The 25,458-nt window shown below is 65.1% G+C and carries 23 protein-coding genes; 9 read left to right on the plus strand and 14 right to left on the minus strand.

The features are described from left to right. Positions 1 to 118: 118 nt before the first annotated feature. The 5 genes from I6F20_RS13575 to I6F20_RS13595 all read right to left on the minus strand — a co-directional run bounded on the left by I6F20_RS13575 (position 119) and on the right by I6F20_RS13595 (position 3,667). Positions 119 to 1,519, minus strand: a complete 1,401-nt coding sequence (locus I6F20_RS13575; protein ID WP_035997546.1) for an aspartate ammonia-lyase — start codon at positions 1,517 to 1,519, stop codon at positions 119 to 121. 30 nt (positions 1,520 to 1,549) lie between these two features. After that, entirely contained in the window at positions 1,550 to 2,089 is a 540-nt protein-coding gene (locus tag I6F20_RS13580; RefSeq protein ID WP_035997543.1) for a hypothetical protein, read from the minus strand. A gap of 47 nt (positions 2,090 to 2,136) precedes the next feature. Next, positions 2,137 to 2,739 carry a YqaA family protein gene (locus I6F20_RS13585; RefSeq protein WP_081492862.1) on the minus strand — a complete coding sequence of 201 codons (603 nt, stop codon included), beginning with the start codon at positions 2,737 to 2,739 and terminating at the stop codon, positions 2,137 to 2,139. Positions 2,740 to 2,785: 46 nt separating this feature from the next. Further along, positions 2,786 to 3,190 carry a phosphoribosyl-ATP diphosphatase gene (gene hisE / locus I6F20_RS13590; RefSeq protein ID WP_036036484.1) on the minus strand — a complete coding sequence of 135 codons (405 nt, stop codon included), beginning with the start codon at positions 3,188 to 3,190 and terminating at the stop codon, positions 2,786 to 2,788. 117 nt (positions 3,191 to 3,307) lie between these two features. Next, a complete protein-coding gene (locus I6F20_RS13595; protein ID WP_225126523.1) occupies positions 3,308 to 3,667 on the minus strand; it encodes a hypothetical protein in 360 nt (119 codons plus the stop codon). Positions 3,668 to 3,894: 227 nt separating this feature from the next. Here I6F20_RS13595 and I6F20_RS13600 point away from each other — a divergent pair, with 227 nt between their 5' ends. The 6 genes from I6F20_RS13600 (at position 3,895) to I6F20_RS13625 (ending at position 11,557) form a co-directional block, all read left to right on the plus strand. Continuing rightward, positions 3,895 to 4,944, plus strand: a complete 1,050-nt coding sequence (locus tag I6F20_RS13600; protein WP_225126525.1) for an ABC transporter substrate-binding protein — start codon at positions 3,895 to 3,897, stop codon at positions 4,942 to 4,944. An 81-nt stretch (positions 4,945 to 5,025) separates the two neighbouring features. Next, positions 5,026 to 6,822 (plus strand): glucan ABC transporter ATP-binding protein/ permease, encoded by a 1,797-nt coding sequence (locus tag I6F20_RS13605; RefSeq protein ID WP_036021230.1) that lies wholly within the window; start codon positions 5,026 to 5,028, stop codon positions 6,820 to 6,822. A 189-nt stretch (positions 6,823 to 7,011) separates the two neighbouring features. Next, complete coding sequence (locus I6F20_RS13610) at positions 7,012 to 8,517, plus strand: D-alanyl-D-alanine carboxypeptidase family protein (protein ID WP_074447682.1); 1,506 nt, start codon at positions 7,012 to 7,014, stop codon at positions 8,515 to 8,517. 190 nt (positions 8,518 to 8,707) lie between these two features. Next, the gene (locus I6F20_RS13615; RefSeq protein ID WP_036021219.1) at positions 8,708 to 10,393 is read left to right on the plus strand and encodes a long-chain fatty acid--CoA ligase; all 1,686 of its coding nucleotides are present in this window, start codon (positions 8,708 to 8,710) and stop codon (positions 10,391 to 10,393) included. Positions 10,394 to 10,408: 15 nt separating this feature from the next. Next, positions 10,409 to 10,963 carry a DUF924 family protein gene (locus tag I6F20_RS13620; protein ID WP_036021216.1) on the plus strand — a complete coding sequence of 185 codons (555 nt, stop codon included), beginning with the start codon at positions 10,409 to 10,411 and terminating at the stop codon, positions 10,961 to 10,963. Positions 10,964 to 11,071: 108 nt separating this feature from the next. Further along, positions 11,072 to 11,557, plus strand: a complete 486-nt coding sequence (locus I6F20_RS13625; RefSeq protein ID WP_028180275.1) for a peroxiredoxin — start codon at positions 11,072 to 11,074, stop codon at positions 11,555 to 11,557. 161 nt (positions 11,558 to 11,718) lie between these two features. Here the strand turns inward: I6F20_RS13625 and rnhA are convergent, their stop codons facing one another. From rnhA to ispH, 3 genes are read right to left on the minus strand one after another with little or no spacing between them, the layout of a single operon-like run. Then, positions 11,719 to 12,183 carry a ribonuclease HI gene (rnhA, locus tag I6F20_RS13630; RefSeq protein WP_035997507.1) on the minus strand — a complete coding sequence of 155 codons (465 nt, stop codon included), beginning with the start codon at positions 12,181 to 12,183 and terminating at the stop codon, positions 11,719 to 11,721. Beyond that, a complete protein-coding gene (locus I6F20_RS13635) occupies positions 12,180 to 13,163 on the minus strand; it encodes a homoserine kinase (protein ID WP_035997505.1) in 984 nt (327 codons plus the stop codon). The genes rnhA and I6F20_RS13635 overlap by 4 nt, the downstream gene beginning before the upstream one ends. A gap of 6 nt (positions 13,164 to 13,169) precedes the next feature. Then, positions 13,170 to 14,138 carry a 4-hydroxy-3-methylbut-2-enyl diphosphate reductase gene (gene ispH, locus I6F20_RS13640; RefSeq protein ID WP_036021214.1) on the minus strand — a complete coding sequence of 323 codons (969 nt, stop codon included), beginning with the start codon at positions 14,136 to 14,138 and terminating at the stop codon, positions 13,170 to 13,172. A 263-nt stretch (positions 14,139 to 14,401) separates the two neighbouring features. On the opposite strand from ispH, the gene I6F20_RS13645 reads away from it, so the two are divergent. After that, positions 14,402 to 15,097, plus strand: a complete 696-nt coding sequence (locus I6F20_RS13645) for a DUF1013 domain-containing protein (RefSeq protein WP_035997500.1) — start codon at positions 14,402 to 14,404, stop codon at positions 15,095 to 15,097. A gap of 83 nt (positions 15,098 to 15,180) precedes the next feature. Here I6F20_RS13645 and I6F20_RS13650 read toward each other — a convergent pair whose 3' ends face one another. The 5 genes from I6F20_RS13650 to I6F20_RS13670 all read right to left on the minus strand — a co-directional run bounded on the left by I6F20_RS13650 (position 15,181) and on the right by I6F20_RS13670 (position 21,264). Then, complete coding sequence (locus tag I6F20_RS13650) at positions 15,181 to 15,927, minus strand: OmpW/AlkL family protein (protein WP_225126527.1); 747 nt, start codon at positions 15,925 to 15,927, stop codon at positions 15,181 to 15,183. A gap of 193 nt (positions 15,928 to 16,120) precedes the next feature. Next, a complete protein-coding gene (locus I6F20_RS13655) occupies positions 16,121 to 16,390 on the minus strand; it encodes a hypothetical protein (RefSeq protein ID WP_225126530.1) in 270 nt (89 codons plus the stop codon). Between the two features lie 157 nt (positions 16,391 to 16,547). Beyond that, a complete protein-coding gene (locus I6F20_RS13660; RefSeq protein ID WP_225126532.1) occupies positions 16,548 to 18,458 on the minus strand; it encodes a propionyl-CoA synthetase in 1,911 nt (636 codons plus the stop codon). Positions 18,459 to 18,807: 349 nt separating this feature from the next. Next, the gene (locus tag I6F20_RS13665; RefSeq protein ID WP_225126534.1) at positions 18,808 to 20,199 is read right to left on the minus strand and encodes a tetratricopeptide repeat protein; all 1,392 of its coding nucleotides are present in this window, start codon (positions 20,197 to 20,199) and stop codon (positions 18,808 to 18,810) included. Positions 20,200 to 20,505: 306 nt separating this feature from the next. Then, positions 20,506 to 21,264 carry a tetratricopeptide repeat protein gene (locus tag I6F20_RS13670; protein WP_109142345.1) on the minus strand — a complete coding sequence of 253 codons (759 nt, stop codon included), beginning with the start codon at positions 21,262 to 21,264 and terminating at the stop codon, positions 20,506 to 20,508. Positions 21,265 to 21,350: 86 nt separating this feature from the next. Here I6F20_RS13670 and I6F20_RS13675 point away from each other — a divergent pair, with 86 nt between their 5' ends. After that, positions 21,351 to 22,928 (plus strand): cation:proton antiporter, encoded by a 1,578-nt coding sequence (locus tag I6F20_RS13675; protein WP_225126535.1) that lies wholly within the window; start codon positions 21,351 to 21,353, stop codon positions 22,926 to 22,928. Positions 22,929 to 23,039: 111 nt separating this feature from the next. Beyond that, positions 23,040 to 23,810, plus strand: coding sequence for a hypothetical protein (locus I6F20_RS13680; RefSeq protein ID WP_225126537.1), 771 nt, complete (start codon positions 23,040 to 23,042; stop codon positions 23,808 to 23,810). 5 nt (positions 23,811 to 23,815) lie between these two features. Here the strand turns inward: I6F20_RS13680 and I6F20_RS13685 are convergent, their stop codons facing one another. After that, on the minus strand, positions 23,816 to 25,309 hold the full coding sequence (locus I6F20_RS13685) for an FAD-linked oxidase C-terminal domain-containing protein (protein ID WP_225126540.1): 1,494 nt from the start codon (positions 25,307 to 25,309) through the stop codon (positions 23,816 to 23,818). Positions 25,310 to 25,458: the final 149 nt, after the last annotated feature.

The following is a 25,458-nucleotide window of genomic DNA, read 5'->3' on the forward strand; positions in this document are numbered from 1 at the left end:
AGGCGGAGCGTCGAGCTATGATGCGCGATTGCGCATCAGAGAATCCATCGGGCGTCAGCACGCGTGGCGAAATGGATTCCGGGCTCGCGCTTCGCGCGCCCGGAATGACAGCGACCGCCTACCCGATCAAATCCGGGTTGATCAGCCGCTCGAACGAGAACATCTCGTCCCACTTCTCCTGCGTCAGCAGCTTGCGTTCGGTCACGACGATCTGGTGCAGCGACTTGCCGGTCTTGTAGCCTTCGCGCGCGATCTCGGCGCATTGCTTGTAGCCGAGCAGCGGCTTCAGCACCGTGACGATGCCGAGCGAGTTCAGCACCATGTTGCGGGTGTGCTCCTCGTTGGCGGTGATGCCGACGACGCAATTCTCGCGCAGGCTGTTGACCGCGCGCTCCATGGTGCGGATCGAGAAGAACAGCGCGAAAGAGATCACCGGCTCCATCACGTTGAGCTGGAGCTGGCCGGCGCTTGCCGCCAGCGTCACCGTGGTATCGAGGCCGATGACGAGGAAGCTGGTCTGGTTGACGACTTCGGGAATGACCGGATTGACCTTGCCGGGCATGATCGAGGAGCCCGGCTGAAGCTGTGGCAGGTTGATCTCGTTCAAGCCCGCGCGCGGACCGGAAGCGAGCAGACGGATGTCGTTGCAGATTTTCGTCAGCTTGCTGGCCGTGCGCTTGAGAACGCCGGAGAGCTGCACATAGGCGCCGGTGTCCGAGGTCGCCTCGACGAGATCGCCGGCGAGGATGAAATCGACGCCTGTGAGCGCGCTGAGGTGCCGGACGGCGAGCTTGGGATAACCGACCGCCGCCGTGACGGAGGTGCCGATCGCGGTGGCGCCGAGATTGATCTCGCGCAGCAGCGCGCGCGCTTCCGAGATGCGGTCGACCTCCTCGCCGATCGTGGTGCCCCAGCCCCGGAATTCCGCGCCGAGTGACATCGGCACCGCGTCCTGCAGATGCGTGCGGCCCATCTTCAGCACCCGCTCGAACTCGCGTCCCTTGGCGAAGAAGGCTTCCTGGAGCTGACGCAACGCCGTCATGTAGCTCTCGAGCCGCAGGATCAGGGCCAGCCGAAAGGCGGTCGGATAGGTGTCGTTGGTGGACTGGCCGTAATTGACGTGATCGTTCGGACTGACGTGCTGGTAGTCACCCTTGGCAAAGCCGAGCGATTCCAGCGCGAGGTTCGCGATCACCTCGTTGGCGTTCATGTTGGTCGACGTGCCGGCACCGCCCTGGATGAAATCGGTGACGAACTGATCCATCATGTCGCCCGCGATGACGCGGTCGCAGCCGAGGATGATGGCGTCCGCGACCTTGGCGTCGATCGCGCCGAGGTCGCGATTGGCCATCGCGGCGGCCTTCTTGACGTAACCGAGCGCCTTCACGAAGTAAGGCTCCTGGTTCATCGGAATGCCGGTGATGTGGAAGTTCTCCTTACCCCGGATGGTCTGGACGCCGTAATAGATGTCGTCGGCGATCTCACGCTGTCCGAGGAAGTCCTGCTCCGTGCGGCTCATGGGCGCTCCTTGGTTCTCGCGCGCCGGCCTTCAGTTCTGGCACAGCGCGCTGGTCACGAAAGTGTCGGTGCGGCAGTCGTCCGGTTTACGTTGCCGGCCCGGGATCAGGACCTTGGCCGAGCATTTTTCCGCGGAGTCGGCGTTCAGGCTCTTGCCTTCCTTGTAGCCCTTGCCCTGGCAGAGCTGGTCGGCCGCCTGCTTGCAGTCGGGCGCGCCGTTCGCAGAGACCGGGCAGATCACGCGCCCTGACACCATGGTCGAAGGCTTGGCCAGCCGCGACAGGTCGTCCATGGTTTCACTGGGGCTTTTGATCGGCGGCAGGATCGAAGGCAGCTTGTCGAACAGCTTGCCCATTTCGTTGATCAGCCCGGGATTCTCCTCGCGCGCCGGCGGCGCCGAGGGAGCGGGCGTCGATGGCGACGGGCCGGCCTGCGCTCCCTGCTGCTGAAGGCCGAGCGCCGGCGGGGCGGATTGCGGCCGGGCCGTCCCTCCGGCAGCGAGCAGCAGCAGCAGCGCTGTCGACATCAGCGTCCCATGCCGTGCCGCCGGATTGCCGGATCGAACCATCATGACGACAACCGTAGCCGAAGCCGGCGCGGCGGCAAAGCGCCGCGGCTCTAGATCAGCTTGATGGCGATAACGAAGCCGAGCACCAGCACGATCGCGCCGAGCGCGACCCACAATCCGAGATGCCGCTCGATCCTGACCCGGATCCAGTCACCGTAGCGGTTGAGCAGGATCGCGACGACGAAGAAGCGTCCGCCGCGCGCGACGATCGAGCACAGGACGAACAGGAGGATGTTGTAGCCGGCAAAGCCCGAGGTGATGGTGACGAGCTTGTAGGGGATCGGCGTCAGTCCTTTGAGCAGGATGATGACCGCACCCCATTCCGCATAGGAGGCGCGGAAGGCGTCAACCTTGTCGGCGAGGCCGTAGACCTGGATCAGCCACTGGCCGACCGAGTCGAACAGCAGCGCGCCAATGGCGTAGCCGACGACGCCGCCGAGCACCGAAGTCACGGTGCAGATCGCGGCATAGAACCAGGCGCGCTGCGGCCGCGCCAGGGACATCGGAATCAGCATCACATCCGGCGGGACCGGAAAGAAGGAGCTTTCGGCGAAGGACACGATGCCCATGATCCAGAGCGCATAGGGCTTGTGGGCGGCGTCGATGCACCAGTCGTACATTCGTTTCAGCATGGCGCCGCGATGAAGCACCATGGGACGGATTTGTCCATCGCCAGTTTTTGAGCGATTTGTGACGTTTCTAGTGGCGCTTGCGCGCGGCACGGCCGTCGAGCGCGACAATAGGCCGCCGCGAGGCCATGCGCGGTGACGCGACTTTGGGCAATTTCGGCGGCGACTTCGGCAGTTTCTCGGCAATTCCGAGCATGTCCTCCCGCCGCGTCATTTCCCGCCAGACGTCCTCGGGGCGCACTCCGGCCGAAGCCCACAGCACGGTGAGATTGTAGAGCAGGTCGGCGCTTTCCCGGATCACGGCCTCGCTATCGCCATTGACCGCATCGATGACGACTTCGATGGCCTCTTCGGCGAGCTTCTTTGCCATTTTTGAGGGCCCACGCTGAAACAGCCGGGCCGTGCGCGATGTTGCCGGATCAAGGTCTCTGGCCGCGAGCACAGCCAGATATAGCCGCTCAAGCGAATCACTCATGGTACGCAAAACTACTCGAAACAAATGGCCGGCGTGTTAACACGCGGCAATGTAAGCAAAAAACAGGCCGCCGCGGCAAGCGCGACGGCCTGTTCGTCGATCAGAATGGCCGATCCGTCAATAGCAGCTGTAGCCGGAATAGCCGTGGGCGCAGGGGTTCTTGTAGCCGCCATAGGTGTAGCGGCGGCCCGAGTCGTAGTAATAGGGACCATAGCCGGGGCCGCTGTAATAGACCGGGCCGCCCTCGTAATAGTAACCCGGACCCGGATCATAGGCGTAGGCATTGCGGCTGGCTGCGATCGCGAGGCCGGTCGCGGCGAGGCCGAACATCGCGGCAGCAGCGGCGCCGCCGCCACCGCCATGCCAATGACGACCGCCAGCGTAAGAGGCGGTGGGTGCAGCGGCAGTCAGGGCCACCACGGCGGCCGTGGCCAGAACGGCCTTGCGGCCGACGAACTTCGAAAGGCTGTCAAACATGATCTGGACCCTCCTTGGGACCTCGATTTGTGCCTGACGACAGGCTGATGTCTGTCAAACACTCACCACCTAAGTAGGTTCCCCAATCCCAACACAAGCTGAACGGGGTTGCGTAACGATGCCGCAAGCCCGCTCATCCGCCGTTCATGTTCGCGCGCGCACGTTCGTCGCGGGCCGGCGCTTGCCAAGCGTCACGAAACCATAACAATGCGGGGCCGGCGCGACCGATGTCCGGATTCAAGACGATCGCCCTTCAGTGCCTGCTGGCCCTTGCAATCTCGTTCGCCGCATCGACCGTGCGCGAAGCAATTGCGGCCGAGAGCGGCACTCCCTCGACCGCCATCCGTTTCACCTTCGACCGTCCTATCGATGCGAGCATGGCGCCATTCTTCCTTGCGGCGAAGGACGGCAGGTTCGGCGCCGAGCATCTCAACGTGTCCTTCAACAGCGCGAGCGGATCGCCAGAGGCGCTCGCACGGCTCGCCAAAGGCGACAGCGAGCTCGCGCTCGTCGACATCAACGAGCTGATACGCTTTCGTGACAAGGACGACGCGGCGCCGGTCAAGGCCGTGTTCGTGCTGTTCGACCGCGCGCCTTACGCGATCGTCGCGCGCAAAAGCCGCGGCATCCGTCTCCTGCCCGACCTCGACGGCAAGACCGTCGGCGTTGCCGACGGCGATCTGTCGATGCGGCTGTGGCCGGCGCTGGCGCAGCAGAACGGCATCAAGGCATCGCACGTCAAATTCCACAAGATCAGTGCCGCGGTGCGCGAGCCGATCCTGTCCGCAGGACAGGTCGATGCCGTCGCCGGGTTCAGCTATCTCTCGGCGGTGAACCTGCGCGATCGCGGCGTACCCGAAGCCGATCTCGTCGTGCTGCGCTATGCGGACTACGGCTGTGAGGCCTACGGCTTTGCCGTAGTCGCCAACACCGCCTTCGCCGCAGCGAAGCCGGATGCCGTGAAAGGCTTCGTCCGCGCCTTGATTGCGGGCATCACCGCGACGGCCAGGGAGCCGGCGCGTGCGGCGGAGGAGGCCGCGAGCCGCATCGAGGACGGCGACCGCAATTTGGAGCTGAAGCGCCTGCACGCGGTCCTTGCCGACAATATCCTGACCGACGAGGTCAAGCGCTACGGCCTCGGCGGCGTCGAGCCGGCGCGCCTGGAACGTTCGATCGATCAGATCGCGCGGGACTTCAAATTCCGCAAACGGCCGACGGCTCGCGACGTCTTCGACGGCCAGTTCCTGCCGCCGCTGGCAGAGCGGCTGATCAACTGAGCAAAACTGAAAGCTTGCGCTGTATCTCGCGGCGGTCCCTGCTTAGAATGTGAGCTCCGTCGTCACCGAGTCCCCGCCCGCATGTCCATCCTCCGACTCTACACCCGCGTTCTCGAGTTGCTCGGCAAGGAGGCGCGGCTGGGCTGGCTGCTCGCGGTCGCCAACCTCCTGCTGGCGGGATCCCAGTTCGCCGAGCCCGTGCTGTTCGGCCGGATCGTCGACGTGCTCTCGGGCAAGACCGTGGCCGGCTCGAGCTCGGCCTGGCCGTTCCTGGTCGCCTGGGTCGCGTTCGGACTGTTCACCATCGTCTGCAGCGCGCTGGTGGCCTTGCAGGCCGACCGGCTCTCGCATCGTCAGCGCCAGGCGGTGCTGACCGACTATTTCGAGCACATCCTGCAGCTGCCCTTGACCTTCCACTCCGGCACCCATTCCGGCCGGCTGATGAAGGTCATGCTCAACGGCACGGACGCGCTGTGGCGGCTGTGGCTCGGCTTTTTCCGCGAGCATTTTGCCGCGATCCTTTCGGTCCTGGTGCTGCTGCCGTTGTCGCTCTACCTGAACTGGCGGCTGGCGATCCTCCTGTTCGTGCTCTGCATCGTTTTCACGGCGCTGACCACCTTCGTGGTGCGCAGGACCTTCGGCATGCAGATGGCGGTCGAGGAGCACTACAGCGAGCTCTCCGCGCGCGCGTCTGATGCGCTCGGCAACGTCGCGCTGGTGCAGAGCTTCGTGCGCGTCGAATCCGAGGTCAAGGGGCTGCGCTCGGTCGCCGACGAGCTGCTGGCCGCGCAGATGCCGGTGTTGTCGTGGTGGGCGCTGGTCACGGTGATCACGCGCGCCTCCACCACCATCACGGTGCTCGCGATCTTCACCCTCGGCATCGCGTTGCACGACCAGGGCCTGACCTCGGTCGGCGAGATCGTGATGTTCGTGAGCTTCGCGACGCTGCTGATCCAGAAGCTCGAGCAGGTGGTCAGCTTCATCAACAACGTGTTCATGGAAGCTCCGCGGCTGCGCGAGTTCTTCAATGTGCTCGACGCCGTGCCCGCGGTGCACGACCGGCCCGACGCAATCGATGCCGGCAGGCTGTCGGGCCTCGTCGAGTTCCACGACGTCACGTTCTCCTATGACGGCAAGCGGCCGGCGATCGAGGACCTCACCTTCACCGCGCTGCCGGGCCAGACCATTGCGCTGGTCGGCCCGACCGGAGCCGGCAAGTCCACCGCGATTGCGCTCCTGCACCGAGCCTTCGATCCGCAATCCGGCGTCATCAAGATCGACGGCATGGACGTGCGCGGCGTCACGTTGACCTCGCTGCGGCGGAACATCGGTGTCGTGTTCCAGGAAGCGCTGCTGTTCAACCGCTCGATCGCGGAGAACTTGCGCGTCGGCAAGCCGGATGCGACCGAGGCCGAGATGCGTAAGGCGGCGGAGCGCGCGCAGGCGCTGGAATTCATCGAACGCAGCGGCGGCTTCGAGACCAATGCCGGCGAGCGCGGCCGCATGCTCTCCGGCGGCGAACGGCAGCGGCTCTCGATCGCCCGCGCCCTGCTGAAGGACCCGCCGATCCTGATCCTGGACGAGGCGACCTCCGCGCTCGACGCGGTCACCGAGGTCAAGGTGAACGCCGCTCTCGACGAAGTGATGAGGGGCCGCACCACCTTCGTGATCGCCCATCGCCTCTCCACCATCCGCAACGCCACGCGCATCCTGGTGTTCGAGAATGGGCGGGTGATCGAAACCGGAACTTTCGATGAACTCGTGGCCAAAGGCGGCCATTTTGCCGAGATGGCCAAGGCCCAGTTCATGGTGCAGGAGAACGCACGGGCCAGCGTGACGGCCGCCGAGGCTGCCGCGACAGCTGTCAAATCCCCCTAGCAAGTCCCGAGAGGACCGTCGAAATTCGGCCTACTTCGTTGCGGAATACCGCGCCGATCCCCCTATTCTCGACGCACCAGCCGGTATAGGTTTGCGACGCCGCAAGCGGCGGCGCTGGATTTCAGAACCGACAATCAGATCACGAGAACCGGCCGTATCAGGCGGATCTCCAAGGACCGGAATCGGATAGTGCACGCCCTTCGCCCGCTGCTTCGCAAATCCCTGTTCAACCTGTTCGCTGCGACGCTCGCCTGTGCCGCGATGCTCGCGCCGCGCACGGCGAGCGCCGAAGCGCTCCTGCTGATCGAGGCCGATAGCGGCAAGGTGCTGCAGGCCGAAAACGCGACCCTTCCCTGGTACCCGGCCTCCGTCACCAAGATCATGACCGCCTATGTGACGCTGAAGGCGGTCAAGGACGGCAGGCTGACGCTTGACACGCTGCTCACGGTGTCGCCGACCGCGGCCTCGCAATCGCCATCGAAGATGGGGTTCCGCCCGGGAACCCAAGTCACCGTCGACAACGCGCTGAAGATGATGATGGTCAAGTCGGCGAACGACATGGCCGTGGTGCTCGCCGAAGGCGTCAGCGGCTCGGTCGACGGCTTCTCCGCGGTGATGAACGACACCGCGAGGAAGCTCGGCATGGCGCAGACGAGCTATGTCAATCCAAACGGCCTGCCCGCCGAAGGCCAGATCACCTCTGCGCGCGACCTCGGCATCTTGGCGCGGTCTTTCCTGCGCGACCTGCCGGAATACGAGTACTACATGCATATCCCGGCGATCCGCTTCGGCAAGCGCGTCACCGGCAATTTCAACAAGCTGATCGGCCGCTATCCCGGCGCCGACGGGTTCAAGACCGGCTTCATCTGCGCCTCCGGCTACAACCTCGTCGCCTCGGCCACGCGCAACGGCCGCCGGCTGATCGCGGTGGTGCTCGGTGCAAACTCCGGCACGGCACGCGCGGTGAAGGCGGCGCAGCTGCTGGAGCGTGGCTTCGCTCCGGACAACCTCACCTGGCTGCGCCCCTCGCTCGGCACGGTCGACAATCTCGTGCCGGTCGATGCCACGCCGCCGAACCTGCGCGACGAGATGTGCGGACCCAACCGCAAGCGGCCGGCCAGCGACGACGACGATGCGCTGATTGCGGCCAGTGGCGGCGCGACCGGATCGGGCTCCGCCACCGGCGGCGCGGCCCAGTTCACCTTCTTCACGGCAGGCCTGCAGCCGCCGCTGATGAAAGCTTCCGAGCTGATGGCCTCGGCTGCGGCTCCGACCGAGCCCGTGCTGGTCTATACCGGCCCGACCCGCACCGGCACCGCCCTGATTGCCGCTGTGGCAGCCGATGCCGACCAGCAGGCCGCGTCCAAGCCGCGCGCCAAGAAGCCGCGCGTCGCCAAGAAGCCAGACGCCGCCGACAAGCCGGCCGATAAGCCCAAGGACACCAAGACCGCGGCGGCCAAGCCGGATGCCAAGCCGACTGACGGCAAGGCGGCCAAGCCGGCCACGCCCCAACCGGCCGCAACCAAGCCGGCTGGCGCCAAGCATGCCGCGACCAAGCCGGATGCGGTGGCGAAGCCCGCCGAGAAGCCTTCGGCCGGCGGCGATCAGGCGGCGAAGCCCGCCAAGCCCAAGGCAGCGACGACCCCCGCCGCGACGAAGCCTCCCGCCGCGGCCAAACCGGCCAACAACAGTTAACGCCGCTCTGCACTAAACCGCAGCCCCGCTTCGCACCTGCGGCAGCACCGTTTTGCGACGATTCCAGTAGCGACGGCCCGACCTTTGCCCTAAGCCACGACGGCTTGCCACCCGTTCCGGCAAGCTGGATACTGGCGACAACGAGGCAAGCCCGAGAACAACGGGCCCTGGTCAATGAGGGGAGTCTTCCATGGAGCGCATCTGGCTCAAGCAATATCCGCCCGGCGTGCCTGCCGATATCGAGCCGACGCAATACGCATCGCTGGTCGACCTGCTGGAGGAGAGCTTCACCAAGTTCGCCGACCGCAAGGCATTCATCTGCATGGACAAGTCGATCAGCTATCGCGACCTCGACCAGATGTCGGTCGCGCTTGCCGCCTACTTGCAGGGCCGCGGGCTGCAGCGTGGCGCGCGTATCGCCATCATGATGCCGAACGTGCTGCAATACCCGGTCGCGACGGCCGCCGTGCTGCGCGCCGGTTTCGCGGTGGTCAACGTCAACCCGCTCTATACGCCGCGCGAGCTCGAGCACCAGCTGAAGGATTCGGGCGCCGAAGCGATCATCGTGCTGGAGAACTTCGCCCACACCGTCGAGCAGGTGATCGCGAAGACGCAGGTGAAGCACGTCATCGTCGCCAGCATGGGCGACCTGCTCGGCTTCAAGGGCGTGATCGTCAACCTCGTCGTCCGCCGGGTCAAAAAGATGGTACCGGCCTGGTCGTTGCCGGGCTCGGTCTCCTTCAACGACGCGCTGTCCGCCGGCCGTGGCATGACGTTCAACAAGCCGAAGCTGTCGCCCGGTGACGTCGCCTTCCTGCAATATACCGGCGGCACCACCGGCGTCTCCAAGGGCGCCACGTTGCTTCATCGCAACATCGTGGCCAACGTCTTGCAGAACGATGCCTGGCTGCAGCCGGCGCTCGCTTCGCCGCCGCATGTCGAGCAGCTCATGATCGTCTGCGCGCTGCCGCTCTATCACATCTTCGCGCTGACGGCCTGTTATCTGCTGGCTGTGCGCGCCGGCGGCTGCAACCTGCTGATCCCGAACCCGCGCGACATACCCGGCTTTATCAAGGAGCTGGCGAAATACCAGGTCAACACCTTCCCGGCCGTGAACACGCTCTACAACGCCTTGATGAACCATCCCGACTTCAAGAAGCTCGACTTCTCCAAGCTGAAGATCTCGAACGGCGGCGGCATGGCGGTGCAGCGCCCCGTTGCCGAGCAATGGAAGAACATCACGGGCTGCAGCATCGCCGAGGGCTACGGCCTGTCGGAGACGTCGCCTGTCCTGACCTGCAATCCGCCGACTGCGACCGAGTTCGCCGGCTCGATCGGCATCCCCGTGCCGTCGACTTACATCTCGATCCGGGACGACGAGGGCAACGAGGTCCCGCTCGGCCAGGCGGGCGAGATCTGCGCCAAGGGCCCGCAGGTGATGTCGGGCTACTGGAACAGGCCGGAAGAGACCGCCAAGGTGATGACCGCGGACGGCTATTTCCGCACCGGCGACATCGGCGTGATGGACGAGAAGGGCTATATCAAGATCGTCGACCGCAAGAAGGACATGATCCTGGTCTCCGGCTTCAACGTCTATCCGAACGAGGTCGAGGAAGTCATCGCGAGCCATCCAGGCGTGCTCGAATGCGCCGTGATCGGCATCCCCGATTCCAAGTCGGGCGAAGCGGTGAAGGCCTTCGTGGTGAAGAAGGATCCGAACCTCACGGCGGATGCCGTGATCAAGTTCTGTCACGACCAGCTCACCGGCTACAAGGTGCCCAAGCACGTCGAATTCCGCAATGACCTGCCGAAGACCAATGTCGGCAAGATCCTGCGTCGGCAGCTGCGCGACGAGAAGAAGGCGGAGGCGGCGTAAGGCGCGCCTCCATTCATGGCTGACGCCCGCGACATCACGCCATCAGGCGTTCTCGCCTTCTGGCGAGAGGCCGGGCGCCAACGCTGGTACGAGCGCAGCGATGATTTCGATGCGGAGATACGACGCCGCTTTCTCTCGCTGTGGCAGAAGGCAGCCGCCGGCGAGCTTGCCTCATGGGAGACAAGCGACGACGGCGTGCTGGCACTCGTCATCGTGCTCGACCAGTTTCCCCGCAACATGTTTCGCGGCACGCCGCAGGCCTTTGCCAGCGACGCACAGGCGCGCGACGTCGCCCGCCGCGCCATCGCGCGCGGCGTCGATCGCAGGGTCGATCCCCTCCTGCTGGAATTCCTCTATTTGCCCTTCATGCATTCCGAGCACCTGGCCGACCAGTTGCATTGCGTCGCGCTGTTTCGAAACACCGACAATACCGAAAGCCTGAAATACGCGCGCGACCACGCCGATATCATCGCGCGGTTCGGCCGCTTTCCCCACCGCAACCGTCTCCTCGGCCGCGACACCACCGAGGAGGAGCAGGCCTTCCTCGACGGCGGCGGTTTTGCCGGCTGATGACATCACGGTGAACGGCCGCCATCCTCGCCGCTTCCGCCACTGGCAATATTGTGCAGGCCCGCCGCCCGGTCTAAAAAGCGGGACCGATTTTCAGGGAGAGTGACGATGGCGATCCAGATTGGCGACAAGCTGCCCGAGGCGAAATTCCGCGTGATGACGGCGGAAGGCCCGCAGGTGAAGACCACCGACGACATCTTCAAGGGCAAGAAGGTGGCGCTGTTCGCGGTCCCCGGCGCCTATACCGGCACCTGCCACAAGATGCATCTGCCGAGCATCTTCCTCAACGCCTATGCCATGAAGGACAAGGGTGTCGACACCATCGCCATCGTCTCCGTCAACGACGCCTTCGTCATGAACGCCTGGAAGCGCGACACCGACCAGCGCGACGAGGCCGTCTTCCTCGCCGACGGCAATGCCGACTTCACCAAGGCGATCGGCATGGAGCTGGACGCCTCCGCCAACGGCCTCGGCATCCGCTCCAAGCGCTATTCGATGCTGATCGAGGACGGCGTGGTCAAGAAGCTGAACCTCGAGGCGATGCCCGGCAAGGTCGAGGTCTCCGGCGGCGATACGCTGCTCGGGCAGCTGTGAGGCGCCACCGGTCTTAGCCACACATGACGCTGTCATGCCCCGCGAAGGCGGGGCATCCAGTACGCCGAGGCTTCTCGGTTGAATCAGAAACGTATCGGAGTACTGGATCGCCCGGTCAAGCCGGGCGATGACAGTGGTGAATGAGGCGACGATGGCGCCCCCTACTCCCTCACCCGCTGCTGCAACCGCGCCATGACGATGCCGTCGCGCGCCAGCTGGTCGGCGCGCTCGTTCTCGGGGTGGCCGGCGTGGCCCTTGACCCAGTGCCAGCGGACCTCGTGCTGCTTCAGCGCTGCGTCGAGGCGCTGCCATAGCTCGACATTCTTCACCGGCTTCTTGTCGGCGGTGCGCCAGCCGTTGCGCTTCCAGCCGAAGATCCAGCCGGTGATGCCCTGCCGGACATACTGGCTGTCGGTGTAGAGGTCGACCGTGCACGGCCGCTTCAGCGCTTCGAGCGCCGAAATCGCCGCCATCAATTCCATCTGGTTGTTGGTGGTGTGCGGCTGGCCGCCGTTCAGCTCTTTCTCCTTGTCGCCGAACTTCAGGATCGCGCCCCAGCCGCCCGGCCCGGGATTTCCGGAGCAGGCGCCGTCGGTATAGATCGTGACATTGGGTAGCTCGCTCACGCCACCAGCCCCGACGGCATCAGCCCATAATCGCGCACGCTCGTCACGCTCTGATGGAAGCGCAGCTTGCGGACATACTCGAGCGGATCCTTCGGCTTGACCAGCGCGCCTGCGGGCACGTTGAGCCAGTCGACCAGCCGCGTCAGCAGGAAGCGGATCGCCGCGCCCCGCGCCAGCAGCGGCAGCGCGGCCTCTTCGGCTTCGCTCAGCTTGCGCACCCGGCCATAGGCGTTGAGGAAGGCACGCGCCTTGGTGACGTTGAAGGAATGATCCGGCTCGAAGCACCAGGCGTTGAGGCAGATCGCGACGTCATAGGCCAGCATGTCGTTGCAGGCGAAGGTGAAGTCGATGATCCCCGAGAGCTTGTCGCCGAGGAAAAAGACGTTGTCGTTGAAAAGGTCGGCGTGGATCACGCCTTCGGGCAGGTTGCTCGGCCAGACGCCGCTCGAGAGATAATCAAGTTCGGCGGCAAGAAAATCGCGCAGACCGGGCTGCACCTCGTCGGCGCGGCTTGAAGCTGCGTCGAACAGCGGCCGCCAGCCGGAAACCGAGAGCGCATTGGTGCGCTTGATCGCAAAATTCGCGCCTGCCAGATGCATCTTCGCCAGCCCCTCGCCGACCCCGGCGCAATGGGTCGCGTTCGGCTTGCGCGGCCAGACGCCTTCGAGGAAGGTGATGATCGCTGCGGGCCGGCCTGCCAGCTCGCGCAGCGCCTCGCCGTCTCTTGCCTTCACAGGCAGCGGACAATTGACGCCGTGCTCGGCCAGATGCGTCATCAGCGCGAGAAAGAACGGCAGATCGTTCCTTGCCACGCGCTTTTCGTACAGCGTGAGGATGAACGAGCCTTTGCTTGTGTGCAGCAGGAAGTTGGAATTTTCGACGCCCTCGGCGATGCCCTTGTAGGAGAGCAATTCGCCGAGATCGTATTGCTTCAGGAAATCCGCAAGCTCGTCGGCGGCGACGTCGGTGTAGACCGCCATCAAGGTCTACTCGGCGGCAGCTTCGGGGCGCACCTGACGCGGCAACGGGAAGAACTCGTTCTCTTCCGCGGCCGAGACCGTCTCCACGTGCAGCGTGTAGCGCTCGGCGAAGGCGTCCATGATCTCCTCGACGATCACCTCAGGCGCGGACGCGCCAGCGGTGATGCCAAGGCTCTTGATGTTGCCGAACCTGGTCCAGTCGAGGTCCGCGGCGCGCTGCGCCAGCACCGCGATCTTGCAGCCCTCGCGCTCGGCAACCTCGCGCAGGCGCTGCGAGTTCGACGAGTTGGGAGCACCGACCACGATGAGCGCGTCCACCACCGGCGCCACCTTCTTCACCGCGAGCTGGCGGTTGGTGGTGGCGTAGCAGATGTCTTCCTTGTGCGGCCCGTTGATGTTGGGGAAGCGTTCCTTGAGCAGCGCGACGATCTCCGCGGTGTCGTCGATCGACAGCGTGGTCTGCGTCACGAAGGCGAGGTTGTTGGGGTCCTTCGGCGTGATGGTCTTGGCATCCTCGGCGGTCTCGATCAGGGTCACTGCGCCGGGCGGCAGCTGGCCGAGCGTACCGACTACCTCGGGATGGTGGGAATGGCCGATCAGGAAGATCTCGCGGCCGCGCTTGAAATGGATCGCGGCCTCGCGATGCACCTTGGTCACCAGCGGGCAAGTCGCATCCAGCGAGAACAGGTTGCGGGACTGGGCGTCGGCCGGAACCGATTTCGGTACGCCATGGGCCGAGAACACCACCGGGGCGGTGGTATTCTCGGGGATTTCGGCGAGCTCCTCGACGAAGATGGCGCCCTTCTTCTTCAACCCATCGACGACGTACTTGTTGTGCACAATCTCGTGGCGAACATAGACGGGGGCGCCGTACTTATCGAGCGCCCGTTCCACGGTGTCGATCGCCCGGACCACCCCGGCACAGAAGCCGCGGGGAGAACAAAGCACGATCTTGAGGTCTGGTTTGGCTGACATTGAGCGATCTCGGGACCGAATCACCCGATCGCGTTCTGCCGGGGCGGTCGATGGATGGGAATTTGGCTTAAAACTGTCGGCTTGAACCTTACAGCGGTTCAAAGGGAATTGGGCCCCCTTTCGGGCGGTGTCAAGGCACTATCTATAGCAGAACCATTGCATGGCTACCCCCTCCGGGCTTATATAGCGCGAATTCCCTGTCATCGCTGATGACCACCGGTTTCGCCTCCAGAGGGGTGGGCGAAGCACAAAGGAGATTTGCCATGAGCAACGCACCTCTGATGCCCAAGGCGACCGCCGTTTGGCTGCTCGACAACACCGCGCTGACCTTCGACCAGGTCGCCGATTTCACCAAGATGCATCCCCTCGAGGTGCGTGCCATCGCCGACGGCGACGCCGCCCAGGGCATCAAGGGCATGGATCCCCTCTCCAATGGCCAGCTGACCCGCGAGGAAATCGAGAAGGGCGAGAAGAACCCGGACTACCGGCTCCGCCTCCAGGAGAGCAAGGTGGTGCTGCCGCCCCAGCCCAAGCGCAAGGGCCCGCGTTATACCCCGGTCTCGCGCCGCCATGAGCGCCCGAGCGCCATCCTCTGGCTGCTGCGCAACCATGCGGAGCTCAAGGACGCCCAGATCATGCGCCTGGTCGGCACCACCAAGAGCACGATCGCGAGCGTGCGCGACCGTACCCACTGGAACACCTCGGCGCTGACCCCGATCGACCCGGTCACGCTCGGCCTGTGCTCGCAGATCGAGCTCGATTTCGAGGTGCAGCGCGCGGCGAAGGAGAAGCCGATCGACGCAGCCTATGGCGGCGCCACCCTGCTGCCGGCCTCCGAGACCACCCGCAAGGACGAGTACGAGCCCGCGGAGAAGTCCAGCGACGACCTCAACGTCGACGCCGTGTTTGCCAAGCTGAAGACGCTCGGCGGCAAGAAGCACGAGGACGAGGAGGAGTAATTCCTCCCGTTCATCCACCATCAACGCGAACGCGGCAGGAAAACCTGCCGCGTTTTGTTTGTACGCCCGAGCTGGGCTTCAGGTCAGAACTTGTAGGTCACACCCGCGCCGACCAGCCACGGATCGATATGCGCGGTGCCGGTGACCGGCAGGCCGGAGACGATGGCGCTGTAGTTCGGGCGCAGCCAGAGCTTCTTGACGTCGACATTGAGACCCCAGTGCCGGTCGATCATGTAGTCGAAGCCGAACTGGACGGCGCCGCCCCAGGCGTTGCTGACGTGCAGGTTGGTGGTGGTGGCGACGATCGCGGGCGGACCGGCGATCGCGGAAGGCGCATTGGCCGCGGAATTGTTGAAGAACACGGTGTAGTTCACGCCCGCGCCGACATACGGCTTGAACGCGCCGAACTGGTCGAAGTGATATTGCAGCGTCAGCGTCGGCGGCAGCAGCGTGGTCTTGCCGATCGGCAGATTCGCGAGCGAGCCGGTGCCGCTGATCGAATGCCTGGTCACGCCCAGGATCAATTCGGCAGCGATGTTCTTGGTGAAGAAATAGCTGATGTCGAGCTCGGGGACGACCTGGTCGCTGATCGACAGGCCTGAATTCGGCGACGACAGCGAAGGCACGCCCGCGACATTGACGGTGCTCCCGCCCGCATCCGGCAATACGCCGAGCACCCGCAGGCGGATCATCCACGGATTGAACGCCTCCACCGGCACCGGCGCCTTCTTGTAGACCGGCAGATCTGCCGCCTGCACTGATGCAAAAGTGCCCACGAGCATCGCGCCGAGCGTCGCGACCCGCGCCAAGTTTCTTATCGTTCCATCCATTTTCAATCCCCTTCAACCATGTCGACGCGTCGTTGCGCGACATCAGCGTCAGAGCAGAAAGAGGATGGTGAAGGATTTGATGCCGATCAAACCAGGACTATCGCGACGCGATTTGGCCCCCGGCGTTGCAGATGTGTCACGGAAACCGCGAATGCGAAGCGGGTGGCGCGGCAGCATAGTGCCGCAGCTCACATCACGGGCGCACGGGGTTGTTCAGCATGTACTCGCCGAGATCGCGCTGGCGGCGGTCGGCGCGCGCGGTGGCCGCGTTGCGCTGGACGTCGCGGTCCTTGCGGCAGGCTACGTATTCCGGCGAGCCCTGCGCATAGCCGCGGCTCTGGCAGACGGCGTCGTCATCATCGCCGCCCGCCGCCACCGGATTCTGGTAGCGCGCCGAGCAGGCGGAGAGAGCGACGGCGAGAGCTAAGGCGGTCAGCAGGCGTGGCGCGGCGGCAAGTGGCATACGAGGTCCCCTATCGGCCGGCCCTGTTTAGCGCGGAATGCGGAGATTGTAAGTCCCTGGACGCCGTTCCACGCTCGCTGTCGTTCCCCGCACAGGCGGGCGATGACAGTGGAGAGCGGTGAAGCAACGCCCTTCCCGCCCGGGATGACGCTTCGCCTCACATCCGTCCCTTCAGCGCCTCGCCGATCTCCTCGAGTGCCTTGGGATCCTCGATCGTCGCCGGCATGGTCCAGGATTCTCCGTCGGCGATCTTCTTGATGGTGCCGCGCAGAATCTTTCCGGAGCGCGTCTTGGGCAGGCGGCCGACGGTGATGGCGAGCTTGAACGCGGCGACCGGGCCGAGCTTGTCGCGCACCAGCGCGACGATCTCCTTCTCGATCTCGGCCGGCGGGCGCTTCACGCCCGCTTTCAGCACCAGGAAGCCGCAGGGCACCTCGCCCTTGATCGCGTCCTTGACGCCGAGCACGGCGCATTCGGCGACATCGGGATGCGAGGCCAGGATCTCCTCCATGCCGCCGGTGGAGAGGCGATGCCCGGCGACGTTGATGATGTCGTCGGTGCGGCCCATCACGAAGATATAGCCGTCCTCGTCCTTGTAGCCGGCGTCGGAGGTTTTGTAATAGCCGGGGAATTCGCTCAGGTAAGCCTCCTTGAAGCGCGCGTCCTGATTCCACAGCGTCGGCAGGCAGCCCGGCGGCATCGGCAGCCTGATGACGATCGAGCCCATGGTGTTGGGGCCGACCGGCTTTGCCGCTTCGTCGACGACATCGACCTGATAGCCCGGCATCGGCACCGTCGGCGAGCCGTGCTTCACCGGCAGCATGCCGAGGCCGACCGGATTGCCGGCGATGCACCAGCCGGTCTCGGTCTGCCACCAATGGTCGATCACCGGTACCTTCAGCTGCTGCTCCGCCCATTCCACGGTCGGCGGATCGGCGCGCTCGCCGGCGAGGAACAGGGTACGGAATTTCGAGAGGTCGTACTGCCGGATGAATTTCCCTTCCGGGTCTTCCTTGCGGATGGCGCGGAAGGCCGTCGGCGCGGTGAAGAAGGCCACCGCCTTGTGCTCGGAGATCACGCGCCAGAACGCGCCGGCGTCGGGCGTGCCGACCGGCTTGCCCTCGTACATGATCGTGGTCGCGCCATGCAGCAGCGGGCCGTAGACGATGTAGCTGTGGCCGACCACCCAGCCGATGTCGGAGCCGCACCACCAGACCTCGCCCGGCTTGACGCCATAGAGGTTGAACATCGACCATTTCACCGCGACGAGATGCCCGCCATTGTCGCGCACGACGCCCTTCGGCACGCCTGTTGTGCCCGAGGTATAGAGGATGTAGAGCGGGTCTGTCGCGGCGACAGGCACGCAAGCCGCGCGCTTGCCGTCGTTCAGCGCCTTGCGGCGCAGGCTGGCCCAGTCGTAATCGCGGCTCGGCGTCATCTCGCAGGTGAGCTGCGGACGCTGCAGCACGATGCAGGCCTTCGGCTTGCTGCTGGCAAGCTTGATCGCCTCGTCGAGCAGCGGCTTGTACTGCACGATGCGGCCGGGCTCGATGCCGCAGCTAGCGGACAGGATCAGCTTGGGCTGCGCATCGTCGATGCGGGTGGCAAGCTCCTTCGCGGCAAAGCCGCCGAACACCACCGAGTGCACCGCACCGAGCCGCGCGCAGGCGAGCATCGCGACCACCGCCTCCGGCACCATCGGCATATAGAGGATGACACGATCGCCTTTGGCGACGCCGAAATCCTGCATGATTGCGGCGAGCGCCCGGACCTCGTTCAGCAGTTCGGCATAGGTGAGCTTGGTGACCGAGCCCGTCAGCGGCGAATCATGGATCAGCGCGACCTGGTCGGCGCGGCCGCGCTCGACGTGGCGGTCGAGGGCGTTGTAGCAGGTGTTGACGACGCCGCCGGCAAACCAGCGGCCGTAGGTTCCTTGCGAGGGATCGAAGACCTTCGTCGCAGGCTCGATCCAGTCGATCTCCTTCGCCGCCTCGGCCCAGAAGCCCTCGGGATCGGCCAGCGAGCGCGCATGGACTTCATGATAGCTGCTTTTGCCCTGGATATTCATTCCCGCGCTCCCGTTCCCTTGATTCACCTGGCTTGAACCTCGTGGCAGGACAGGCGCCCCGCCATGACCAGGATCAATTGCCGGCCTTGTTGGAGCCCATTTTCCCGGGAACGGGCCGCGGTTCAAGGTGAAAAGGATGGGTTTTTGGCGGAGAGGTGTGAAGCTTGCGCGGCATCGGCAGTCGGCTCCCTCGTTGGGGTGGGGGTGTCTCCGCGTTGGGATCGTGCAAGATCCATGAGGTCCCCAAGAGGAGAGAGCCCTCACCCGCCGCGCTCTCCGAGCGCGTCGACCTCTCCCGCAGGCGGGAGAGGTTACGGAACCAGCCGCAAGGCTTCAGCTCCTTCGCCTCTCAGCTCTCCATCGCGTTCAGCCGCTGCAAGCGGTCCTGCATGATCTTCTTCAGATCGTATCCGGGGCGGCGGAAGCTCGCATTGCGCGTCGTGAGGAACTCGCGCTGGGTCTTGCGCAGGTCGCTAGCGGAACGTCCTTTGGAAGCCCTCAGCACGCGTTCATAGGTCTCGGCGATCTGACGGTCGAGCACGCCGAGCTGCGGATCGGCGCAGATCACTTTCTCGACCTCGCGCTTGGCGGTCGCGCACTTGAAGGACGGACCGCTATCGTCGGCCGAGCGCGCATGCATTGGGCCCGGCGACGCCGCGCCGAACCTGGCGATCTCGGCAATCATGCTGCGGCGGCCGTTCGCTGCATTCTCGTTGCCGGGATCCAGCTTCAGCGCCGTCTCATAATCGGCAAGCGCCTTCTTGCGCTCGCCCATCTTCTTGTAGAGCACCGCGCGGTTGTTGTAGGTCTTGGCGAAATTCGGATCGAGCTTCAGCGCAGCCTCGTAGTCGCTCAGCGCCGCCCCGAGCTCGCCTTTGAACTGGTAGGAGTCGCCGCGGTTTGTCAGGAAGTTGGCGCGCTGCTCCCGCCGGATCGCCTGGTCGTAATCGGCAATCGCCTTGTCGTACTCGCCCATCGCAGCATAGGTCAGGCCGCGGTTGTCGTAATATTCCGGCACCTTCGGGTCGAGCCTGATCGCCTCGCCGTCGTCGGCGACCGCCTTGTCGAGCTGGCCGAGCTTCTTGTAGGCCGCGCCGCGATTGGTGTAGGTGCGCGCGCGGTCGGGATCGAGCCGCAGCGCCTCGTCGAAATTTCTGATCGCCTTCTCGTTGTCGCCGCCGAGATAATAGGCCACACCGCGGTCGGACCAGGCTTGCGCATCGTCCGGCTTCAGCTTGATCGCCTGGTCGTAATCGGCGAGCGCGCGGTCGAGGCGGCGCTGATTGGTGTAGACGACGCCGCGCAGCTCGTAAGCTTCGGCATCCTGAGGGTCGAGCTCGATCGCCTTGGTCAGATCCGCCGCGGCCCGATTGAGGTCGCCGCCGGCCTCGCGCAGGAGATCGCCGCGCACGCGCCAGGCCTTCGCGTTCTTGCCGTCGAGCGCGATGGCGCGGTCGAGATCCCGCAGCGCCTGTGACTGGCCTCCAAGGGTCTGCGCATTGGCTTCGGCGCGGACGACGAGGGCCGCGCTGCGTTCGGCGGCCGAATTGGCGGTCTGGTCGATGATGGCGCTGCACGCGGAGATCAACTCAACCGGGGCGGCCTTGCTTCCCAGCACGCACTCGGTGCTCGCCGCGGCGGGAGCCGCGAGAACGAAACTCATGGCCGCGCCGAGAAAGAGGGCGCGAAGCGAGATTTTGGCAGGCGAAAGCGCTTGCGCGGAGGCGTGAGTGCCGCACATGACATAGGGCTCCGTGACGTCGGGTTCTCACCGTTGTCGCAGCTGGCAAGCGATGGGTTCAAACCGGGCCTGGGAGGGACGGAGCGCTGCCGGCTCTCCCTCGCCCTGCTTGGGCAGGACTATCGCATATGAGATGTGGCTATGGGCACCGGCTGTCTCCACAGCGTCATGGCCGGGCTCGTCCCGGCCATCCACGCCTTTTCACAGGGCACAAAGAACGTGGATGCCCGGGACAAGCCCGGGCATGACGACCCCTGCAATATTCAAATGCGATTGCCCTGCCGCTTGCGGGGAGAGGCGAAAATCTCAATATCCATCCACACCGTTCAGCCGCTGCAAGCGCTGCTGCATCGCCTTCTTCAGGTCGTATCCCGGCCGGCCGAAATCGGCATTGCGGCGCGCGATGAACTCGACCTGCTCGCGCTGGAGCGCTTTGGCCTCGGCCGCATTGCGCGCCTCCCGGATCGCACGGGCATTGGAGGCAAAGACCTCGCGATCGAGATCGGCGAGCTCGCGATTGCCGCAGATCGCCCGTTCCACCGCCCGACGCGCTCGCCCGCAATTGAAGCTGGGCTTGCCGGCGACCGCCATCTGCGCGCCGATCCGCTCGATCTCGCGCGCCATCGCCTTGTGATTGGCTTTGGCCTTCTCGTGGTTCGGATCGATCCTGAGCGCTGCGCCGAAATCCTGCACCGCCTTCGGCTTGTCACCCTTCTTCAGCCAGAGTTCGCCGCGCGCATTGAAGACGTCGGCAAGGCCGGGATCGAGCAGAAGAGCACGGCTGTCGTCGGCGATGGCATGGTCCACCTGATTGTGCCGCGCATAGAGCGCACCGCGCGCGATCAGAGCCTTGATCAGATCGGCCTTCGTCGTCTTCTCGTTGTCGATCACTTCGGCGCAGGCAGTGGCGGCCTTGTCCATGTCATCGGCTGCGGCCGCGGCGAGGCAGGGCGCGACATCGACCTGCGTCACAGCCACCGGCTCGCCGCCGGTCGCGGCATCGGCCGGGGCGAACGATAGCGCATAGAGCAGTCCGGCGCCGATCAGCTGAATGAGAAAACGCATGCGTTGCAGTCGAAGCCTTGTCGTCGATGTTAAGCTCTTGCCTTGAAGCCGCACTATCCATCATACGGCCGGATTGGTGCTAGCTTGTGGCGCCGCTGAAATCGGCTTCGGGGATCATCGTGTCGACATTCGAATGGATCATTGTGTTGCTGCTCGGCGCGGTTGGCTTATCGGCGCTGGCGCGGCGGATCAAGGTGCCCTACCCGACCTTTCTCGCCATCGGCGGCGCGCTGATCGCCTTCGTGCCGTCGAGCCCGTCCTGGACGCTGGAGCCGGACCTCGCCCTTGCCCTTTTTGTCGCGCCGGTCCTGCTCGATGCCGCCTTCGACACGTCGCTGCGCGACCTTCGCAAGAACTGGGTTCCGGTCTCGACCCTGGTGGTGGCTGCGGTCGGCCTCACCACGGCCGCCGTGGCCTATGTCGCGCACCGGCTGATGCCCGACATGCCCTGGGCCGCCGCGGTCGCGCTCGGCGCCATCGTGGCGCCGCCGGATGCGGCCGCTGCGGTTGCGATCCTGAGCCAGGTCAAGCTGCCCCACCGCATGGTCAAGGTGCTGGAGGGCGAAAGCCTGCTCAACGATGCCAGCGCGCTGCTGATCTATCGCATCGCCGTCGGCGCGGTCGCCACCGAGCATCTGACCTGGAGCCAGGTCGCCCCGACCATGGCGCTGGCGCTGGTCGGCAGCGTCATCGCTGGTCTGGCCGCAGGCCGCATCATTCCGCTGTTCATGGAGCGGGTGACGGAGGCGCCGAGCGCCATCATCGTGCAGTTCGCCACCACCTTCATGGTCTGGATCGCCGCCGAGCATCTCGGTCTCTCCGGCATCCTCACCATCGTGGTCTACGCCATCACGGTCGCGCGCACCGCACCGGCGCGCATCCCGGCGCGGCTGCGGGTGCCGTCCTATGCGGTGTGGGAGACGACCGTGTTCGTGCTCAACGTGCTCGCCTTCATGCTGATCGGCATGCAGATGCGGCCGATCTGGACGCGGCTGGATGCGGACGTGCGCTGGGAATATTGCGTGGCCGCCGCCTGGATCCTGCTTACGGTGATCCTGGTACGCCTGTTCTGGGTGACGTTCTATCGCACGAGCCTGCGGGTGCTGATCGCGCAGGGGCTCTATCATCCCAAGGATCCGCAGCAGGTGGCCTCGCCCAAGGGCGGGCTCATCATCTCCTGGTGCGGCATGCGCGGCCTCGTCACGCTCGCCACCGCCTTTGCCCTGCCGGAAAACTTTCCCTATCGTGACTTCATCGTCTTCATCGCGTTTGCGGTGGTGCTGGGATCGCTGGTGATCCAGGGCCTGACGCTGCGGCCGCTGATCCTCGCTTTCAACCTCAAGGACGACGATCCCGTCGGCATCGAGGTCGCCCGCGGCCGCGCCGTGGCCTATCGCGCCGCGCTCGATGCGATCGAGAGCGATCCGTCGGAGGAGGGGGAAATCCTGCGGCTCGAATATCGCGCCATCCTGATGCAGGCCGAGACCGATCCCAACGGCGGCATCAGCAACGGCGAACTGCCCGCCGATCCCCTGCGCCGCCGCGCTATCGAGGCCGCGCGCAAGGCGATCTTCGACCTGCGCGCCACCGAGGTGATCGGCGACGATGCGTTTCATCGGCTCGAGGAGGAGCTCGATCGCGCAGAATTGAGCGCCGGCGGATGATGTCTCTCCGCTGTCGTCCCGACAAGAGTTTGGGCGCTCTGCAATGTGCGCCGAGTCACACGCAGCATCCCGCAGCTTGAACCAAACCCCGCCTCTCCAGACTCACCCCTGATGACGACCCTGATTGACGACCGTCGTGTACGCGCGCGTGATGCGTCGCCTGCACGATATTTTTATCTCCGCATGGCGCTCGCCTGCGCCGCCACTGCCTTTCTCGGCTTCGCACCGACCTATTGGGTGCCGCTCGCTCACCGGACATTGTCCGCAAGCCCGGTGATCCATTTTCACGGACTCTTGTTCTTCACCTGGTCGCTTTATTTCGTGCTCCAGACCTGGCTCGCAGCCTCCGGCCGTGTGGTCAATCACCGCTCGTTCGGCATCGTCGGCGTCTCGCTTGCGACCGCGATGGTCATTTCTGGCTTCTTCGCGTCCGTGACCTCGATGAAGAACGCCGCGGCGCTCGGACAGGCCGATGCAGGCATCGCCTTCTCGATCGTGCCGCTGAGCGGCATCACATTCTTTGCCGTGGTGTTCGCGCTCGCCATCATGAACACGCGCAGGCTCGAGGTTCACAAGCGCCTGATGCTGCTCGCGGCGGTCTCGATCCTCGACGCCGCGATCGCGCGCTGGTTCCTGACCTTCCTCGCACCATCAGGACCGTCCGGCCCGCCGCCGGTGCCCGTGACGATCGCGCCTGCTGTGGTCGCCTCCCTTCTGCTCGTCGTCGCCATGGTGCGCGACTGGCGCGCCGAGGGCCGCGTGCATCCGGTATACATCACGGGCACGCTCGCGCTTCTGGCGGTGAAGGTGCTCAACTGGCCGGTCAGCGAAACGGCGGCGTGGCACGCATTTGCCGGCGGCATCCTGGCGCTGGCGCAGTAGGCGACCTAGAACCGCGGCAAATCCGGGAACGCCAGCTTGCCCGCGTGGACGTGCATGCGGCCGAGCTCGGCGCAGCGGTGCAGGGTCGGAAATACTTTTCCGGGATTGAGCAGGCCCTGCGCGTCGAAGGCGCATTTCAGGCGCTGCTGCTGGTTGAGGTCGATCTCGCTGAACATGTCGGGCATGAGGTCGCGCTTCTCGATGCCGACGCCGTGCTCGCCGGTGAGCACGCCGCCGAACTCGACGCAGGCGCGCAGGATATCGGCGCCGAAGGCTTCGGCGCGCTCGATCTCGCCGGGCTTGTTGGCATCGTAGAGGATCAGGGGATGCAGATTGCCGTCGCCGGCGTGGAACACGTTGGCGCAGCCGAGCTGGTACTTTTCCGAGAGCTCGCGGATGCGCGCCAGCGCCTTCGGCAGCGCGCCGCGCGGGATGGTGCCGTCCATGCAGAGATAATCAGGCGAGATGCGGCCCACCGCGGGGAATGCGGCCTTGCGGCCGGCCCAGAACAGGTTGCGCTCGGCCTCGGAATTGGAGATCTGCAGCGTCACCGAGCCGCAGCCTCTCGCGATGGTCTCGACACGCGTGATCAGCTCGTCGACCTCGATCTTGGGCCCGTCGAGCTCGATGATGAGCAGTGCCTCGACATCGAGCGGGTAGCCGGCATGGACGAAGGCCTCCGCGGCGTGGATCGCGGGCTTGTCCATCATCTCCATGCCGCCGGGGATGATGCCGGCGCCGATGATGCGCGCCACGCATTCGCCGGCCGCCTCGACCTGCGCGAAGCCGACCATCAGCGCGCGCGCCGTCTCGGGCTTCTGCAGGATGCGCACCGTGATCTCCGTGATGACGCCGAGCAGGCCCTCGGAACCGGTGATGACGCCCATCAGGTCATAGCCGGGATTCTCGCAGCCCTTGCCGCCGATGCGCAGGATCTCGCCGCTCATCAGCACGATCTCGCAGCCGAGCACGTTGTTGGTGGTCATGCCGTATTTCAAGCAGTGCACGCCGCCGGAATTTTCCGCCACGTTGCCGCCGATCGAGCAGGCGATCTGCGAGGACGGATCGGGCGCGTAATAGAAGCCGGCATGGGCGACCGCCTGGCTGATTGCGAGGTTGGTGACGCCGGGCTCGGTGACGACGACGCGGTTGTCGAAATCGATCTCGCGGATGCGCTTGAACTTGCCGAGGCCGAGCAGCACGCCGTCCTCGAGGGGCAGCGCGCCACCGGACAGCGAGGTGCCGGAGCCGCGCGGAACCACCTTGATGCCTTGCGCGGCACAATATTTCAGGACGAGCGAGACCTGCTCGGTCGTATCGGGCAGCACCACGACCATCGGCGGCTGCCGATAGGCGGTCAGCCCGTCGGATTCATAGGCCCGCATCTCGGCGAGGCTGTCGATCACGCCCTCGCCCGGCACGATTGCGCGCAAGGCGGCGACGATTTCGCTGCGACGCGCCAGCACGGCCTGGTCGCTTGCGGGCATCATGATGGCCATTTTAAGAAGCCTTCGTCCGACGGATGGAATTATCTCGGCAAATCAATCATGTCTTGCGGACTTTGGGTAGGTCCTCCGAAGGTCGCATTGCTTTGTTGCAGCGCAAGTTCTCTCTGGGGCAAGTCTGCTAGCAGGAAACCTGTCAGAGT

This window comes from Bradyrhizobium sp. IC3123 (genome assembly GCF_020193625.1).
Taxonomy (GTDB): Bacteria; Pseudomonadota; Alphaproteobacteria; order Rhizobiales; family Xanthobacteraceae; genus Bradyrhizobium; species Bradyrhizobium yuanmingense.